The organism is Agromyces binzhouensis, assembly GCF_042672355.1.
Lineage (GTDB): Bacteria > Actinomycetota > Actinomycetes > Actinomycetales > Microbacteriaceae > Agromyces > Agromyces binzhouensis.
The window spans coordinates 127,282-144,024 of sequence record NZ_JBHXVJ010000006.1 but is presented as its reverse complement, the minus strand read 5'-3'; the positions used below and the strand labels follow the sequence as shown (position 1 = coordinate 144,024).

General features: G+C 71.5%; 20 protein-coding genes. 10 read left to right on the top strand and 10 right to left on the bottom strand.

Features of this window, described 5'->3' with window-relative positions; translation table 11 throughout:
* Nucleotides 1-160: 160 nt before the first annotated feature.
* The 8 genes from ACFVHK_RS11885 to ACFVHK_RS11850 all read right to left on the bottom strand — a co-directional run bounded on the left by ACFVHK_RS11885 (nt 161) and on the right by ACFVHK_RS11850 (nt 5,347).
* Nucleotides 161-925, bottom strand: a complete 765-nt coding sequence (locus ACFVHK_RS11885; RefSeq protein WP_376928980.1) for a hypothetical protein — start codon at nt 923-925, stop codon at nt 161-163.
* A gap of 23 nt (nt 926-948) precedes the next feature.
* Nucleotides 949-1,383 (bottom strand): hypothetical protein, encoded by a 435-nt coding sequence (locus ACFVHK_RS11880; RefSeq protein ID WP_376928979.1) that lies wholly within the window; start codon nt 1,381-1,383, stop codon nt 949-951.
* Between the two features lie 411 nt (nt 1,384-1,794).
* Complete coding sequence (locus tag ACFVHK_RS11875) at nt 1,795-2,190, bottom strand: helix-turn-helix domain-containing protein (protein WP_376928978.1); 396 nt, start codon at nt 2,188-2,190, stop codon at nt 1,795-1,797.
* Nucleotides 2,187-2,414, bottom strand: a complete 228-nt coding sequence (locus ACFVHK_RS11870; RefSeq protein ID WP_376928977.1) for a hypothetical protein — start codon at nt 2,412-2,414, stop codon at nt 2,187-2,189. Before ACFVHK_RS11870 ends, ACFVHK_RS11875 begins: the two co-directional genes overlap by 4 nt.
* Complete coding sequence (locus ACFVHK_RS11865; RefSeq protein ID WP_376928976.1) at nt 2,411-2,683, bottom strand: hypothetical protein; 273 nt, start codon at nt 2,681-2,683, stop codon at nt 2,411-2,413. Before ACFVHK_RS11865 ends, ACFVHK_RS11870 begins: the two co-directional genes overlap by 4 nt.
* A gap of 2 nt (nt 2,684-2,685) precedes the next feature.
* Nucleotides 2,686-2,868, bottom strand: a complete 183-nt coding sequence (locus tag ACFVHK_RS11860) for a helix-turn-helix domain-containing protein (protein WP_376929123.1) — start codon at nt 2,866-2,868, stop codon at nt 2,686-2,688.
* A 222-nt stretch (nt 2,869-3,090) separates the two neighbouring features.
* Nucleotides 3,091-4,245, bottom strand: a complete 1,155-nt coding sequence (locus ACFVHK_RS11855; protein ID WP_376928975.1) for a tyrosine-type recombinase/integrase — start codon at nt 4,243-4,245, stop codon at nt 3,091-3,093.
* A 247-nt stretch (nt 4,246-4,492) separates the two neighbouring features.
* Nucleotides 4,493-5,347, bottom strand: a complete 855-nt coding sequence (locus ACFVHK_RS11850) for a lysyl oxidase family protein (protein ID WP_376928974.1) — start codon at nt 5,345-5,347, stop codon at nt 4,493-4,495.
* 155 nt (nt 5,348-5,502) lie between these two features.
* Here ACFVHK_RS11850 and ACFVHK_RS11845 point away from each other — a divergent pair, with 155 nt between their 5' ends.
* The 3 genes from ACFVHK_RS11845 (at nt 5,503) to ACFVHK_RS11835 (ending at nt 9,217) form a co-directional block, all read left to right on the top strand.
* Nucleotides 5,503-6,567, top strand: coding sequence for a metallophosphoesterase (locus ACFVHK_RS11845; protein ID WP_376928973.1), 1,065 nt, complete (start codon nt 5,503-5,505; stop codon nt 6,565-6,567).
* Nucleotides 6,568-6,743: 176 nt separating this feature from the next.
* On the top strand, nt 6,744-8,654 hold the full coding sequence (thrS, locus tag ACFVHK_RS11840) for a threonine--tRNA ligase (protein WP_376929122.1): 1,911 nt from the start codon (nt 6,744-6,746) through the stop codon (nt 8,652-8,654).
* On the top strand, nt 8,651-9,217 hold the full coding sequence (locus ACFVHK_RS11835) for an HIT family protein (protein WP_129232992.1): 567 nt from the start codon (nt 8,651-8,653) through the stop codon (nt 9,215-9,217). Before thrS ends, ACFVHK_RS11835 begins: the two co-directional genes overlap by 4 nt.
* Before the next feature lie 8 nt (nt 9,218-9,225).
* On the opposite strand, the gene pdxY is transcribed toward ACFVHK_RS11835, so the two are convergent.
* On the bottom strand, nt 9,226-10,077 hold the full coding sequence (gene pdxY / locus ACFVHK_RS11830) for a pyridoxal kinase PdxY (RefSeq protein WP_376928972.1): 852 nt from the start codon (nt 10,075-10,077) through the stop codon (nt 9,226-9,228).
* A gap of 7 nt (nt 10,078-10,084) precedes the next feature.
* Nucleotides 10,085-11,425, bottom strand: a complete 1,341-nt coding sequence (locus tag ACFVHK_RS11825) for an aminotransferase class I/II-fold pyridoxal phosphate-dependent enzyme (RefSeq protein WP_376928971.1) — start codon at nt 11,423-11,425, stop codon at nt 10,085-10,087.
* A 122-nt stretch (nt 11,426-11,547) separates the two neighbouring features.
* Here ACFVHK_RS11825 and pdxS point away from each other — a divergent pair, with 122 nt between their 5' ends.
* From pdxS to yajC, 7 genes are all read left to right on the top strand, one after another.
* The gene (gene pdxS / locus ACFVHK_RS11820) at nt 11,548-12,438 is read left to right on the top strand and encodes a pyridoxal 5'-phosphate synthase lyase subunit PdxS (RefSeq protein ID WP_154347553.1); all 891 of its coding nucleotides are present in this window, start codon (nt 11,548-11,550) and stop codon (nt 12,436-12,438) included.
* A complete protein-coding gene (pdxT, locus tag ACFVHK_RS11815; protein WP_376928970.1) occupies nt 12,432-13,076 on the top strand; it encodes a pyridoxal 5'-phosphate synthase glutaminase subunit PdxT in 645 nt (214 codons plus the stop codon). The genes pdxS and pdxT overlap by 7 nt, the downstream gene beginning before the upstream one ends.
* A gap of 109 nt (nt 13,077-13,185) precedes the next feature.
* Entirely contained in the window at nt 13,186-13,944 is a 759-nt protein-coding gene (locus ACFVHK_RS11810) for a YebC/PmpR family DNA-binding transcriptional regulator (RefSeq protein ID WP_376928969.1), read from the top strand.
* Nucleotides 13,945-13,954: 10 nt separating this feature from the next.
* Nucleotides 13,955-14,587 (top strand): crossover junction endodeoxyribonuclease RuvC, encoded by a 633-nt coding sequence (gene ruvC, locus ACFVHK_RS11805; protein ID WP_376928968.1) that lies wholly within the window; start codon nt 13,955-13,957, stop codon nt 14,585-14,587.
* A complete protein-coding gene (gene ruvA, locus ACFVHK_RS11800; protein ID WP_376928967.1) occupies nt 14,584-15,204 on the top strand; it encodes a Holliday junction branch migration protein RuvA in 621 nt (206 codons plus the stop codon). Before ruvC ends, ruvA begins: the two co-directional genes overlap by 4 nt.
* Nucleotides 15,201-16,244: a Holliday junction branch migration DNA helicase RuvB gene (ruvB, locus tag ACFVHK_RS11795; protein ID WP_129233896.1), complete on the top strand. Its 1,044-nt coding sequence runs from the start codon at nt 15,201-15,203 to the stop codon at nt 16,242-16,244. Before ruvA ends, ruvB begins: the two co-directional genes overlap by 4 nt.
* A 69-nt stretch (nt 16,245-16,313) precedes the next feature.
* Nucleotides 16,314-16,691, top strand: coding sequence for a preprotein translocase subunit YajC (yajC, locus tag ACFVHK_RS11790; protein ID WP_129233894.1), 378 nt, complete (start codon nt 16,314-16,316; stop codon nt 16,689-16,691).
* Nucleotides 16,692-16,743 lie beyond the last annotated feature (52 nt).

The window sequence follows — 16,743 nt, the reverse complement described above, 5'->3', positions numbered from 1 at the left end:
GACCGGGCCGGGGAGCGGCGGGCGGCGGCTCCGCGACGCCTGAGTTCCGCCGCATCGACCCGGCCCGATCTGTTGGGGCCGGACCCGGGAGGGGGACGGCCCCGCCCTCCGCTCCGCCGCGGCAAGCCCATGATGCATCCGGCGGGAGCGGGAGGGGGTTTCAGGATGCCGCAGCGGGCGCAGCGGGCGCAGCGGTGGGCATGGTGGCGGTGATTTCCGCGATCCGTGCGCCGACACGGTCCGACGGTGCGGCCGGTTCGGTCGTCGCGGGCGGGTCGGGGACGATGCCGCCGGCCTGGATCATCACGGCGTCGTCGGAGCCGGTGCCGTCGAGGGCGGCGCGGACGGCCCCCTCGCCAGCGGTCACGGTCTGTGCGGCGCGGGCCGCCCAGCGGGCGTGAGCGAGGGCGGCGGCGTAGTCGGGCGACACGTCCCGGAGCACGCGGTCGATGCCGTCGTCGATGCCGCGGGCGTCGTGGCCGCGGGCGGCGAGGTACGCGGGGACCTCTTCGAGCAGCACGGCCCGCGTCTCCGGGTCGGCGTCGCGGAGCCGGTCGAGGGCGGCGAGGTAGGCGGCGGAATCGTCGAGCCCGTCGAGCCCGCGGACGGTGCGCGCCCACACCCGCTGTGCGCGGAGTTCGGCGGCGACGGCGTCCATGCCGGTGAGGCGGGGCGGGAGCAGCGTCGCGCGGACGGCGGCGGCGTCGCGGTCGGCGGATTCGACGGCGTCGAGCACGGCGGCACGGGCGGCGTCGAGACGGCCGGTGAGCCCGGCGGCGGCGACACGGTCGGCGAGTTCGGCACGGCGGCCGTCGGCGGTGAGCCGGTCGTCGGGGTCGAGGGCGTCGCGGAGCGCGCGGTACGTGTCGAACGTGGCGCGCACGTCGGCGTGCGCCCGGTCGAAGCGGGAGCGGTTCACGGTCATGGTCGTTTCCTTCCGGGTGGGGTTCAGAACAGGGCCAGGGGTGGGGCGTCGGGGCCGCGGCCGTCACGATCGGCGGCGTTGTCGGCGGCGGTGCCGGGCCGCAGGTGGTCGGGGCGGACGCATCGCCGGTTGTTGCACCGGTGGAGGGCGAGCCGGTCGCCCAGCATGTCACCCGCCGTTTCGAGACGGTGCGCGAGCATGAGCCGGTGGACGGCGTGCCAGCGGTTCGCAACCCGCACCCGCCCGTAGCCGTCCCGGTCGAGGGGGCCGCGCCACTCCCAGCAGCGGCCCAGCCCGGGGACCCGTTCGGCGGCGAGGTCCCAGCCGACATGCACGGCGGCCTCATAGGGCGTCAGCCCGCGGCGGCGGCGGCGGGGGGCGGGCGACGGGACATGCTCGGCGGCGGCGTGCGCGGCGACACGGTCGGCGGCGCGAGGATCATCCGACGGCGCGAGCATCCGCGGCCCCCTTCGAGTTCGACCACGGGCGGGCGGCACCGGTCAGCCCGCCCGCGGGGACCCGGCCCGGGACCGGAGGGGACCCTTCCCCGGGCCGGGAGTCGAGGGCGGGGGGAAGGGGGCCCCGCGGAATGGGGGGTTGGGGGGTGGTCACGTCGTGAGCGTGAGCCGGAGTCGAAAGCGTTTCGCGTGTCGTCTCGCGTGAGCGTGAGACGGCTTCGGAGAGCAGCGACGATGCCCGAGTATTCCGGGATTCGTCTCGCGCATCGCGGATGCGGTGCGCTGTCGTTCTCATGTCGTTACTACTTCCTGTTCTCTTGTACCCGCTGTCAGCGGGGGGGCCTAACCCGCTGTCAGCGGGTGGGGGGGCCGCTGTGAGCGGGTTAGGGGGTCGGGGTGCCGGATCAGGGGTCATCGCGTCGCCCAATCGGCTTCCGTCTCGCGCTTCCCGTGAACGTCGAACGCGTGGGGTCGGGTCACGGTGCGGGCGGGCGGCTTCGGGCCGTACCACGGGAAGAAGTACCACGTACCGACGCGGGCTCCGGTGTCGGGGTTGTACTCCGCAACCCGGACGATGACGCCGTGGAGTTCGAGGGTGCGCGTGGAGCGTTCGACGGTGTCTTCACTGCACGAGCACACATCCGCAATCGCCCGGACGGTCGGCCACGCGTAGCCCTCGCGGTCGTTGTAGAACATGGCGAGCGCGAGCAGCACGGATTTCTCCGGGTGCCGGAGGGCGACCACGCGGCCGTCGGGGAGCGTGAGGTCACGATTGGCCGTGATCCGGTTGTAGAGGCGGACGCTCACGACGGCCCCCCTCGCAGCGCTTCGCGGAGCCCGACCCGGCGGGCGGCGGCGGCCAACTCGGCGTTCGTCATCGGCGGCGTGCGGCCGTCGGCCCCGACATGCTCGGCGAGCGCGAGCAGCACCCATCGTTCGTGATTCGTCAGCGGCGTTCCCGCGCGCGCCATGTCGGCGATCCGGCGGTGCGCTTCGCGGATCGCGGCCCGGCGGACGGAACGGGCGCTCATCGAACCTCACCCCCTCCGGGGGTGTCGTCGAGGGCGGCGTCGATCGCGTTGAGCGACAGCGTGACCCGGCCGTCGATGCGTTCGATCAGCCCGACGTGTTCGAGGTCGGCGAGACGGCGTGCTCCGAGCAGCGCGAGCGCGTCCGCTTCGCTGACGTCCGACGGCAGCCGCCCGTCATCGAGTCGCGCCCATGCCAACTCGATGAGCGCGACGATCGCGCCAGCACGGCGGGGCGTGAGGGCGTCGAGGGCGGCGGGGCGGTCGGGCACGGTCAGCGCTTCGACTTCGCGGGGGTGGTCGGCTGGACGGTGACGGGCGTTACCAGCGCGTCCACGTCGACCGGGCGGAGGCGGATCATCCGCGGGCCGATGCGGGAGGCGGGCAGGACACCCGCGGCGATCCAACGGCGGATCGTCTTCGGGCTCACGCCCGTACGCGCGGCGGCTTCATTCATCGACTCCCACGGCGGGGCCAGTGGGGGCGGGGTGGGGACTTTCCTGTTCATGCGTCTAGCATGCGCCCGTTGCCGGACAGCACGAATGTGGTCCGGGCGGGGGTTTGTTCGTCGGATGCGAGCGAACTAACGGTGCAGAGTCCGTCCCGGATCAGGGGTTTTGCCAATCGTCCCGATTTTGGGCGCGCACGGCAGCCCCGGGCAGCCCCGGGCGTGTCGGGGCTACTTGCGCGCCTTGCGGGGCGTGCTCATCCGGGCGGCGAGGTCGGCGTCGCGGCCGGTCGTGTGCTGGTAGCGCATGGCCGCCGCCGGGGTTGAGTGGCCCAGCCGGGTCATCGTCTCGCGGAGCGTCGCCCCGGCTTGCGCGTAACGGGTGCCCGCGAAGTGCCGGAGCGCGTGGAACGGGAGGTCGGCCCGGTCGGCGGCCCGGCGGGCGCGGTCCCAGTGTCGCCAGAACGACGATTGCGGCAGGTGCGTGGAACCGTCGAGCGCGGCGGGGAACAGCAGCGAATCGGGGAAGCGTCCGACGTAGTCGGACAGGTGCGCGAGCACGGCCGGGCCGACGTGCGGCGGCAGGGTGACCACGCGGACCCCGGCGGCGGACTTCGGGGGGCCGACGTGGAACCCGCCGCGGAGGTTCGTGACGGCCCGTTCGACCCGGACGCGAATCTCGCCGTCGGGGAGCACGAGCACGTCCCGGCGGCGGAGTTCGGTCGCTTCGCCGTACCGGAGCCCGCCCCACGCGGCGAGCAGCACGAGCGCGCGGAACCGGGCGGGGATCGCGTCGGCGATCGTGTCGAGTTCGTCGTCGGTCGGCGGGTCCACGGCGCGGCCGGTCGTCGTGGACTGTCCGCCGCGGATCGTGCAGGGGTTCGCCGGGATCAGCCCGTCGGCGGCGGCGGTGCCCATGATCGCGTTGAGCAGCCCGTACGCGCGGGCCGTCGTCGTCGCCCGCCCGGTGTCGAGCAGCGCGCTCCGCCACGACCGGATGACGGCGGGCGTGACCTGCCAGAGCGCCACCCCGGTGAGCGGGGCGAGGGGGCCGTCGAGCAGCCGCCGGTACTCGGCGACGGTGCGAGGGCGGAGCCGTTCGCCCTTCGCATTCGTGCGCTCCGCGAGCCAGCGCGCGGCGTAGTCGCCCAGCGTGACCGCGCGCGCAGCGTCGAGGTCGGCCCGGGCGGCGGCGGAGGTCCATGTGCCCGCGGCGATTGCGGCGTGCTGCGCGGCGAGCCATGCTTGCGCGTCGATCTTCGCGGTGTACGTGATCGGCCCGGTGTAGCGGAGCCCGTCGAGCCCGATGTGGGATGCCTGATACCGGCCGGACGGCAGCCGCCGAATCTTGCCCCAGCCCGCCCGCGAGCGCTTCCGTGTCGTCATCGTCCCGGCCCCTTCCGTGCCCCCCGCGTGCCCCAACGTGCCCTAACGGGTGGGGAGTTGCGGGTTGTTGTGTCCACTAATGAGTCTACCGCGGACGGCCGTCTCGCCCAGTGATGACGCGGGATTCGGGGGGATTGCCCAGTGTTCACGCGGAGGGTGCCGGAGGGCGTGCGTACTGGTTCGATCCCAGTATCGCCCACCAGCACGAAGGCCCCGGCAGATGCCGGGGCCTTCGTCGTTCCGCGGGTCAGGGGTTGCCGCCGAAGCCGCAGATCACCTCGGGGACGCACGGCGACTGGTCGAGCACCTCGACCTTCGCGTTCGAGCTCGTGCGCGTGAGCCGGAACTTCACCCACGTGAAGTTGTTCGTCTCGTCCGACTCGATCCAATGGTCGTCGGGGTCGGCGAGGTGCGTGAGGTAGTACTCGCCGTCCGGGATGTCCGTGACGTCGAGTTCCTGCAACGGAGTCGACTGGTGATACGAGTCGGCCCACCAGGACGCGAGTCCCTGCAGGTCCCCGTTGCACTCGAAGTAGGTGCGCGGCTTCTCCTTCTTCAGGGCTCCGGTCTCTCCGATGAACTCGATGTCCACGAAGCAGAAGGTGATCTTCACTCCCTCGGACCAGATCCCGGTCATCTCGGCAGGGTCGTCGGTGACCTGGCCGGGGCCGGGGCTCCGGATGTCGAACAGCGCCACCGCGGACTGGTGCCAGTGGTTGTGCTGGGGGTGGAAGACGGCTGCGCCGGCTTCGTGCGTGGCGACCACGTCACCGCTCGCGTCGAGGATCTCCTGCGTCGCGATCGTGCACTCCGCGTAGGACTGCCCGTCGATCTCGCACGGCTCGACCTGGCCGCCTCCGCGGATCTGGAGGTTGCCCACGCCGATGTTGATGTGGGTCGTCGAGAACCGGAGCGATTCGCGCTGCTGCGTGTTCTGGATCTGCAGGTGGTGCGGGACCTCCTCGACGACATCGGGCAGCAGGGCGCCCGTGGGCAGTTCGATCGGGACGTCGTCGTGGGCCTGTGCCGCCGCGCCTCCCGCGGCGACCAGGATCACCGCGGCGACGGCGGCGACGGCGTGAAGCAGGGCGGTGCGATTCATGACCACGCTCCATATTCTGAGGAAACCTCGGTATCTCCTCCCGCGAGCAGCGTGGCAGGCGCCGAGCCAGTGATGCAATATCCCGATTCGGGGGGCGCGGGGGCCGCCTGTCGGCGAGTTCGTGGGCGACGGCGACTGCGGTCGTACAGTTGAGCATGGCCGGCGTGCGACACCGAGGGAGCGCGGCATCCGGGCTGGGTGTCACCGTGATCCTGCTGCTGGGCGCGTGTGCTGGCCCGCCGGCGCCGGACCAGCGAGCGTTCGAGGAGCAGCCGACCGCTGGGATCGCGTTCACGGCCTCCGGGGATATCGGGTCGACGCCGGAAGCCGGGGCGACGCTTGCGCAGGTTCCCGTCCTCGGCGCCGAGTTCCACATCGCCCTCGGCGACCTCTCGTACGGCGACCCGGGGGAGGAGCCTGCGTGGTGCGCGTTCGTGACCGGGCACGTCGGGGCGGGATTCCCCTTCCAGCTCATCTCCGGCAATCACGAGTCCGATGGGCTCGACGGCCATATCGACGCATTCGCCGAGTGCCTCCCCGAGCGGCTGCCCGGGATGGTGGGGGAGTACGCACGCCAGTACTACGTGGACGTGCCCGCCGACGCCCCGCTCGCGCGACTCGTGATGATCTCCCCGGGCATCACGTTCGACGACGGCGCGTGGTCGTACGCCGACGGCAGCCAGCGTTCGGCGTGGACCCGGCGGGCGATCGAGGGTGCGCGGACGTCCGGCATCCCCTGGGTGATCGTCGGGATGCACAAGCCGTGCCTCTCGGTCGGCAACTACGAGTGCGACCCGGGCCCCGAGATCGCGGACCTGCTGGTCTCGGCGGGAGCGGATCTCGTGATCAGCGGACATGAGCATCTGTACCAGCGCACCGCCCAGCTCGGGCACGGCCCGCGCTGCGAATCGATCGCTCCGGACGAGATCGGCGTGGACTGCATCGTCGACGACGGTGATCATCTCGAACAGGGCGCAGGAGCGGTATTCGTCACGGTCGGCACGGGTGGCACGTCACTGCGCGACGTCCATTCCGACGACCGGGAGGCGGCCTACTTCGTCGCCTGGTCGGGGGCGAATGCGGAGCCGTCGTGGGGCAACCTCCGCGTGGGGCTCTCACGGTCGGCGCTCGACGCCGACTTCGTGCCGGCCGTCGGCGCGTTCACCGACGAGTTCAGCATCGCGGCGGTGGACACGTCGAGCGAGCCCGTCGATCGCTGAGCGCGAGACCGCGGTCTGCCCGAGGAGCGCTGTCCGGATCCGATGGGACGACCGGCGCCCCGTGCCGAGGGTCTCCCGGGCGCGACTACAGTTGAGTGGTTGCGTCTCACACAGCAGGGGAGTGGATCCACTTGGCCGACGGCTTCGAGCTCTTCACCGATCGATCCGTTGTCGCGATGCGCGTCAACGGCGAGCTGAAGGACCTCGCGACGACGGTGAGCGACACCGACGTCGTCGAGCCCGTCACGATCGACTCGCCCGACGGGCTCGCGATCCTCCGCCACTCGACCGCTCACGTGCTCGCGCAGGCCGTGCAGAAGGTCAACCCAGACGCGAAGCTCGGCATCGGGCCGCCCGTGACCGACGGCTTCTACTACGACTTCGACGTCGCCGAGCCGTTCACGCCCGAGGACCTCAAGGTCCTCGACAAGGAGATGGCGCGGATCGTCCGTTCGGGCCAACGCTTCGTCCGGCGCGTCGTGACCGACGACGAGGCCCGCGCGGAACTCGCCGCTGAGCCGTACAAGCTCGAGCTCATCGGGCTCAAGGGCCACCCCACCGGCGGCGAGGGCGGCCAGGACGACAACGAGTCGGTCGAGGTCGGCGGCGCCGAGCTCACGATCTACGACAACGTCGACCCGAGGACCGGCGAGGTCGCCTGGAAGGACCTCTGCCGGGGCCCGCACCTGCCGAGCACCCGGATGATCGGCAATGGATGGGCGCTCATGCGCGTCGCCGCGGCCTACTGGCGCGGGTCGGAGAAGAACCCGCAGCTGCAGCGCATCTACGGCACCGCCTGGCCGACCAAGGACGAGCTGCGCGCGTACCAGCACCGCCTCGAGGAGGCCGCACGCCGCGACCACCGCAAGCTCGGCGTCGAGCTCGACCTCTTCAGCTTCCCCGACGAGATCGGCTCGGGCCTGCCCGTGTTCCACCCCAAGGGCGGCGTCATCAAGCGCGAGATGGAGGACTACGTCCGCCGGCGCCACATCGAGGAGGGGTTCCAGTACGTCTCGACCCCGCACATCACGAAGGCGCACGTCTTCGAGCTGTCCGGCCACCTGCCGTACTACAAGGACACGATGTTCCCGCCGATGGAGCTCGAGAACAGCGAGTACTACCTCAAGGCGATGAACTGCCCGATGCAGAACCTCATCTACCGCTCCCGAGGGCGCTCGTACCGCGAGCTGCCGCTGCGGTTCTTCGAGTTCGGCACCGTCTACCGGTACGAGAAGTCGGGCGTCGTGCAGGGCCTCACGCGCGTGCGCGGGCTCACGCAGGACGACTCGCACAGCTACGTCACGCCCGAGCAGGCGCCCGCCGAGATCGAGCACCTGCTGAACTTCGTGCTCGGCCTGCTCCGCGACTTCGGCCTCGACGACTACTACCTCGAGCTCTCCACGCGCGATGCCGACTCCGACAAGTTCAAGGGCACCGACGAGCAGTGGGAGGTCGCGACGAACGTGCTGCGCGACGTCGCCGAGGCGTCCGGGCTCGAGCTCGTGATGGACCCGGGCGGCGCGGCGTTCTACGGCCCGAAGATCTCCGTGCAGGCGCGCGACGCCATCGGCCGCACCTGGCAGATGTCGACGATCCAGTACGACTTCAACCAGCCCGAGGGCTTCGGCCTCGAGTACACGGCCGCCGACGGCACGCACCAGCAGCCGGTCATGATCCACTCGGCGAAGTTCGGGTCGATCGAGCGCTTCTTCGGGGTGCTCACCGAGCACTACGCGGGCGCGTTCCCGCTCTGGCTCTCGCCGGTGCAGGTCGTCGGGATCCCGGTCGCCGACGAGTACGCGCCCTACCTCGGCGGCATCCTCACGCAGCTCGCGGGTGCGGGCGTGCGCACCGAGCTCGACACGAGCGATGACCGCATGCAGAAGAAGATCCGCACCCACACCACGCAGAAGGTGCCGATCCAGCTCATCGCGGGCGAGAACGACCGCACCGGCGAGACGGTGAGCTTCCGCTTCCGCGACGGCACGCAGGAGAACGGCGTGCCGATCGCCGACGCCGAGCGTCGGATCCTCGACGCGATCGCCGATCGTCGTCAGGTGACCACCCGGGACGACCTGTTCGCATGACCGATTCCTACGGGCCCGGCGAGTTCGAGGGCGTGCCGACGGATGGCGCGGCCGACCTGGCGGGCGTCCCCGACGCGTTCCAGCGGCTCTGGACCCCGCACCGGCTGGTCTACATCCAGCACGGGCAGCAGCCCGACGAGCACGCGTGCCCCTTCTGCCGAGCGCCGGAGCTCAGCGACGAGCAGTCGCTCATCGTCGCGCGCGGCGAGCACGCCTACGTGCTCCTCAACCTCTACCCGTACAACAGCGGGCACCTGCTGGTCTGCCCCTACCGCCATGTCGCGACCTACGACGAGGCGACGCCCGAGGAGGTCGCCGAGATCGGCGAGCTCACGCAGGTCGCGATGCGCACCGTGAAGCAGGTGTCGCGCTGCGACGGGTTCAACATCGGCATGAACCAGGGCCGGATCGCCGGCGCAGGCATCGCCGAGCACCTGCACCAGCACATCGTGCCGAGGTGGGCGCTCGACGCGAACTTCTTCCCGATCATCGCCGGCACGAAGGCGCTTCCGCGGCTCCTCGGCGAGGTGCGCGAGGAGATCGCGGAGGCCTGGCCGCGCTGAGCCCTCGGTCAGCGGACCCGTCGGACCTCGAACTGCATCTGCGGGTTCGCGTACGACTCCTGGGACTCGATGAGCCGCAGTTCGCGCTCTCCGGACTCGTGCGTGTTCGCGAGCAGGTCGAAGACGCTCGACGCCGTGCGGGCGAGCGCGTCGGCCGCGTCGCCGGTGCGGCGGTAGTGCGCGGAGAACAGCGCCGCCGTGACATCCCCCGAGCCGTTGGCCTTCATGGGCAGCAGCGGCGTCTGCACGATCCAGGCGCCGTCGTCGTCGACCGCGAGCATCTCGATCGTGCCGTCCTCGCGGTCGGGTCGCTCGACGCTCGTGACGAGCACGGTCCGCGGTCCGGAGGCGCGTGCGAGCTCGACCGACTCGAGCGTCGTCTCCAGCGAGTCGGGCTCGGTGCCCGTGAGGTAGCCGAGTTCGAACTGGTTCGGCGTGATGAGGTCGGCGGCGGGCACGACGTGATCGCGCAGCAGGACGGGGATGGCCGGCGCCACGAAGCATCCGCTCTTCGCATTGCCCATGACCGGATCGCACGAGTAGACCGCGTCGGGGTTGGCGGACTTGATGCGGGCGACCGCGTCGAGGATGACGTCGGCGATGCCCTCGGAGCCCTGGTAGCCGGAGAGGATGACGTCGATCGCCGGGAACGCCCCCCGGTCCTCGATGCCCGCGATCACCTCGCGGACGTCGTCGGGGCTGATCAGGGGGCCGCGCCACGCGCCGTAGCCCGTGTGGTTGGAGAAGTTGACCGTGTAGACGGGCATCACCTCGACGCCGATGCGCTGGAGCGGGAAGACGGCGGCGGAGTTGCCGACGTGGCCGTACGCCACGGCGGACTGGATCGAGAGGACCTTCACCCGTCGATCATTCCATCCCCGCCGGAGCCGGACGTCCTCCGGCGGCGCGGACGGCCGCGGCGAGGTCGGTGGCGAGCCGCTCGGCGTCGGCGTCGGAGAGATCGTGGACGGTGAGTCGAAGGCGGTGCGTCGCCGGAGCATCCGCGAGCACGAACTCGTCGCCCGTCCGCACGAGCCAGCCGCGGCGCATCAGCTGCTCCGACACGTCGCGAGCCGGAACCGGCAGGGCGACCCAGAGGTTGAGGCCGTCGCCCGCCGTCGTGGGCAGGCCGAGCTCGGTGAGGCGTCCGGCGAACGCGTCGTTTCGTGCGGCGTAGTGCGCGCCGGCCGCCGCGATGTCCGCGTCGACGTCGGGGTCGGTCACGAGCGCGAGCGTCAGGCGCTGGAGGAGGTGGCTCACCCACGTGGTGCCCGGCGTGAGCCGCATCGCGAGCCGGTCGGCGGTCTCGGGATCGGACGCGGTCACCGCGAGGCACATGTCGGGGCCGAGGAACTTCGACACCGAGCGCACGAGCGCCCAGCGACGGTGCTCGGGCCCGATGAGCGAGCGGTACGGGCGGCGCGAGAGCATCGAGAAGTGGTCGTCCTCGATGACGAGCACGTACGGGTGCTCGCGCAGGACGGCACGCAGTTCCTCGGCGCGGCGCTCGGAGAGGCTCGCACCCGTCGGGTTCTGCGCGCGGGGCGTGCACACGACCGCACGCACGCCCTGTTCGAGCGCGGCACGCAGCCCCGCGACGGTCATGCCCTCGTCGTCCACCGGGACGGGCACGGGGCGGTAGCCGCCGACCCGGACGGTGTGGATGCTCGTGAGGAAGCACGGATCCTCGAGCGCGACGGCGTCGTCGCGGACGAGCGCCTGGGCGAGGAGCCGCTCGACCGCGTCGGCCGCGCCGCTGGTGATGGTGAGTCGTACCTCTGACGGCGCGAGGTCGTCGCCGACCCAGTCGCGGGCCCACCGCTCGAGGCCGGGGTCGACGACCGGCTCGCCGTAGAGCACGGGCCGGCCGGCCATGCCCGCGAGTGCGCGGGACGGGTCGGGGATGAGGTCGGGGTCGGGGTTGCCCGTCGCGACGTCGCGGAGCACGCTGTCGGCGGCGAACCCCTCCTGGGCGACGGCCGATCGATCGGCCACGCGCGTTCCGCCGCGGCCGCGCGTGACGACCACGCCCGCGGTGGTGAGCTGCCGATAGGCCGCGACGGCGGTGTTCCGGTTGACGCCGAGATCGTCCGCGAGGTTGCGCACGGGCGGCAGCGCATCTCCGGGACGCAGCGCCCCGCGCTCGATCAGGGCGCGCACGCTCGCGGCGATGTCCGCGGCCGAGCTGCCGGTGATCTCGAGGGTCATGTCATGATCCATCACTGTTCGGGGAGGAGGACTCGGTCCATGCTATCTTTTGGCCTAGGTCAAGCCAACGCCTTGTCCGCCACGTTGCGCGAGCGCGCGCCATCCGTCGAAGGGAACCACCGATGAGCACGTCCGAGACCGGCTCGAGCCGCGTGAAGCGCGGCCTCGCCGAGATGCTGAAGGGCGGCGTCATCATGGACGTCGTCACGCCCGAGCAGGCGCGCATCGCCGAGGACGCCGGCGCCGTCGCCGTCATGGCCCTCGAGCGCGTTCCCGCCGACATCCGCGCGCAGGGCGGCGTCGCCCGCATGAGCGACCCCGACCTCATCGAGGCGATCATCGCCGAGGTCTCCATCCCGGTCATGGCGAAGGCGCGCATCGGCCACTTCGTCGAGGCGCAGGTCCTCCAGGCGCTCGACGTCGACTACATCGACGAGTCCGAGGTGCTCTCGCCCGCCGACTACGTCAACCACATCGACAAGTGGGGCTTCACCACGCCCTTCGTCTGCGGTGCGACGAACCTGGGCGAGGCGCTCCGCCGCATCAACGAGGGCGCGGCGATGATCCGCTCCAAGGGCGAGGCCGGCACGGGCGACGTCTCGGAGGCCACCAAGCACATCCGCAAGATCACCTCGGAGATCAACCAGCTGAAGTCGATGACGCGCGACGAGCTGTACGTCGCCGCGAAGGAGCTCCAGGCGCCGTACGAGCTCGTGCTCGAGGTCGCGCAGACCGGCAAGCTCCCCGTCGTCCTCTTCACCGCCGGCGGCGTCGCCACCCCGGCGGACGCCGCGATGATGATGCAGCTCGGCGCCGACGGCGTGTTCGTCGGATCGGGCATCTTCAAGTCGGGCAACCCCGAGCAGCGTGCGGCCGCCATCGTCAAGGCCACCACGTTCTACGACGACCCCAAGGTCGTCGCCGAGGTGTCGCGCGGGCTCGGCGAGGCCATGGTCGGCATCAACGTCGGCGACCTGCCCGCTCCGCACCGCCTCGCCGAGCGCGGATGGTGAGTCTCCGCGACGAGTCCCTGGGGGCGACGGATGCCGCGGGGCCGACCGTCGGCGTCCTCGCCCTCCAGGGGGACTTCCGCGAGCACGCGCGCGTGCTCGGCGAGCTCGGCGCGCGCGTCGTGCTCGTGCGGCGTCCCGAGGACGTGGAGGGTATCGACGGCCTCGTGATCCCCGGCGGCGAGTCGACCGTGATGGACAAGCTCTCGCGATCGTTCGGCGTCGCCGAGCCGCTCAAGCGGCGGATCGCCGAGGGACTTCCCGTCTACGGCACGTGCGCCGGGCTCATCATGATCGCCGACACCCTGCTCGACACGATCGACGGCCAGCAGAACCTCGGCGGGCTCGACGTGGTCGTGCGCCGGAACGCCTTCGGGTCGCAGAACCAGTCCTTCGAGACCGAACTCGACGTGCCGGCGCTCGGCGAGCCGCCGGTGCGCGCCGTGTTCATCCGCGGGCCGGTGGTCGAATCGGTGGGTCCGCGCGCCACGCCGCTCGCCTCGCTGGCCGACGGGCGGGTGGTCGCGGTCGAGCAGGGCAACCTCATCGGCACGAGCTTCCACCCGGAGATCCAGGGCGACCACCGCTTCCACGAGTACTTCCTGGGCAAGGTGCGCGCGGCGGCGGGCGCCGCGGCGTAGCGGCCCCGGGGCATCCGTCTTCTCGTGCGCCCACCCCGCGCGCGCGCCGGGCCCGGAAGAGGTACTGGCCTAGAATGTCGGGGTACAGAACCACCGTGACGGGAGAGGCATGTCCGGGCATTCCAAGTGGGCGACGACCAAGCACAAGAAGGCCGTCATCGACGCGCGCCGTGCGAAGTCGTTCGCCAAGCTCATCAAGAACATCGAGGTCGCGGCCAAGCTCGGCGGCGCCGACCTGAACGGCAACCCGACCCTGTACGACGCGGTGCAGAAGGCCAAGAAGACGTCGGTCCCGAACGACAACATCGATCGCGCCATCAAGCGCGGCGCCGGCATCGGCGGCGAGGCGGTCGAATACCAGAACATCACCTACGAGGCGTACGGCCCCAACGGCGTCGCCCTCATGATCGAGGTGCTCACCGACAACAAGAACCGCGCCGCCGCGGAGGTCCGCACCGGCCTCAACCGCAACGGCGGCACGCTGGCGGACCCGGGTTCGGTCGCCTACAACTTCACCCGCAAGGGCGTGATCGTCGTCACCGGCGAGGGCACGACCGAGGACGACGTCATGATGGCGGCGCTCGAGGCCGGTGCCGAGGAGATCGAGCCGCACGCGCAGGGCTTCGAGGTCATCACCGACCCGTCTGCGATGGTGGAGACCCGCAAGGCGCTGCAGGAGGCGGGCCTCGACTACGAGTCGGCCGACGTCGAGTTCGTGCCGAACCTCAAGGTCGAGATCGACGCCGACACCGCGCGCAAGGTGTTCCGGCTCATCGATGCGCTGGAGGACAGCGACGACGTGCAGAACGTCTACAGCAACTTCGACCTGAGCCCCGAGGTGCAGGCCGAACTCGAGGCCGAGGACTAGGCCGGTCGCCGTGCGCGTGCTCGGCATCGACCCCGGACTCACGCGCTGCGGCGTGGGCGTGGTCGACGTCGAGCCGAACCGCACGGCGAAGCTCGTCGACGTCGTCGTGCTGCGCTCGCCCGCCGACCTCGACACGCCGCGCCGCCTGGCGCGCATCGCCGACGGACTCGAGGCGATCCTCGAGGAGCACCGCCCGCAGGCGGTCGCGCTCGAGCGCGTGTTCGCACGGTCCGACGTCTCGACGATCATGGGCACCGCCCAGATCTCGGGCGTCGCGATGCTCATCGCCGCCCGCCGCGTGCTGCCGGTCGCGCTGCACACCCCGAGCGAGGTGAAGGCGGCGATCACCGGCTACGGACGTGCCGACAAGGCCCAGGTCGGTGCGATGGTCGCCCGGATCCTCGGGCTCGAGTCGGTGCCGAAGCCGGCGGATGCCGCGGACGCGCTCGCCCTCGCGATCTGCCACGCCTGGCGGACCGGGGGAGCGGCCGGCGCGGCGATCGCCGATGCCCGGTCCGGCGCCGCCGCGGCGCGCAGCGGACGCGACGGTTCCGGGGGTCCGCTCACGCCCGCGCAGCGGGCATGGCTCACCGCCGAGCGCGCCGCCGCCGTGTCGGGGGCAGCCCGTAGGGTGAAGGAGTGATCTCCTCCCTCCGCGGCCGCGTGCTGCAGGCCTCCGGCAGTTCGCTCGTCGTCGAGGTGTCCGGGGTCGGCTATCTCGTGAACGCGACGCCCGCGTTCGTGCTCGCGAGCCGGGTCGGCGACGAGGTGCTCGTGCACACCTCGCTGGTCGTCCGCGAGGACTCGCTGACGCTGTTCGGGTTCGCCACGCGAGACGAGCTCGAGGTCTTCGAACTCCTGATCGGGGTCACCGGCGTCGGTCCGAAGTCCGCCCTCGGCGTCCTGTCCGCGATGGCGCCGACCGATGTCGCACGAGCCGTCCAGGAGGACGACGACGCCGCGTTCCGCCGGGTGAGCGGCATCGGCCCGAAGACCGCCAAGCTCATCACGGTCTCCCTCGCGGGCAAGCTCGTCGCGCCGGCCTCCTCCGCCGTCGGCGCGTCGGTCGCGACCGGGGGCGTGGCCGACGACGTGCTCGCGGCGCTCACCGGGCTCGGTTGGTCCGAGAAGCTCGCCGGCGAGGCGCTCGCCGAGACGCTCGAGACCGCCGATGACGCCGCAGCGACCTCCGTGCCGGTGCTGCTGCGGCTCACGCTCGCCCGGCTCGGCCCGGCGCAGCAGGGGGTGCGGGCGCGATGACCGATGACGACCTCGACCTGACCGACCCCGAGCTCGCCTCCGAGGCCGAGCTCGCATTCGAGGGTGCGCTGCGGCCGAAGAGCCTCGAGGAGTTCGTGGGTCAGACGCGCGTGCGCGGGCAGCTGCAGTTGCTGCTCTCGGCCGCGGCGATGCAGCAGCGGACCCCCGACCACATCCTGCTCGCCGGCCCCCCGGGGCTCGGCAAGACCACGCTCGCGATGATCGTCGCGCACGAGGGCGGACGCCCGCTGCGCATGTCGAGCGGTCCCGCGATCCAGCACGCCGGCGACCTCGCCGCCATCCTGTCCTCGCTGGTGCCCGGCGAGGTGCTCTTCATCGACGAGATCCATCGGATGGCGCGGTCCGCCGAGGAGATGCTCTACCTCGCGATGGAGGACTTCCGGATCGACATCATGGTCGGCAAGGGCGCCGGCGCGACGTCGGTTCCGCTCGACCTCGCCCCGTTCACCCTGGTCGGTGCGACCACGCGCGCGGGCCTGCTGCCGAACCCGCTGCGCGACCGCTTCGGCTTCACCGCCCACCTGGAGTTCTACGACGAAGCGGAGCTCGAGCAGGTCCTCGGCCGCGCGGCCGTGCTGCTCGGGCTCGACATCGACCGGACGGCGATCGCCGAGATCGCCGGGCGCTGCCGCGGCACGCCGCGCATCGCGAACCGGCTGCTCCGGCGCGTGCGCGACTACGCGCTCGTCCACGGCGGGAGGGCCGACGTCGACGCCGTGCGCGCCGCGCTCGAACTGTACGACGTCGACCCGCTCGGACTCGATCGGCTCGATCGCGCCGTGATGATGACGATCCTCACGAGGTTCGGCGGTGGTCCGGTCGGCCTCAACACGTTGGCCGTGTCGGTGGGCGAGGAGGCAGAGACGATCGAGGCGGTCGTCGAGCCGTTCCTCGTGCGGATCGGGCTCATCACGAGGACCCCGCGCGGTCGGATGGCGACGCCCGGCGCCTGGCGGCACTTCGGACTCGTGCGCGAGGCTGAAGGCGCCGCGGTGGCGTTGCCGATCGATGACCTATAATCCTTTGAGGCTCCGGCCACCCCGCCCCTTATCGTGCGCATCGTGCGCACACCGGAAGGTTCCCACCCCATGGTCCTTGATCCGCTGACTCTCATCATGCTCGCCGTCCTGGCGGTCCTGATCTTCTTCATGTTCCGGAACTCGCGCAAGCGTCAGGCCGAGGCACGTGAACTGCAGTCGAAGGTGGCGCCGGGCGCGACGGTGATGACGAACTTCGGGGTGTTCGGCACGATCCTCTCGATCGACGAGGAGGAGAACCGGGTCGAGCTCGAGTCCTCGCCGGGCACCGTCCTCACGGTGCACCGCCAGACGATCGCCCGCGTGGTCGAGCCGGTCGACGCCCCTGCCGAGGCGACGGCCGCGATCGACGGTGAGCCCGAGTTCGGTGAGCGCGCCGACGAGTCGCCGAACGACGAGACGCCCGACACCAAGAAGTCGGACGACTGAGGCCCACCCCATAGCTCTGCCCGCGCGATGCTGCGCGGGCTCCCTGCAGAGA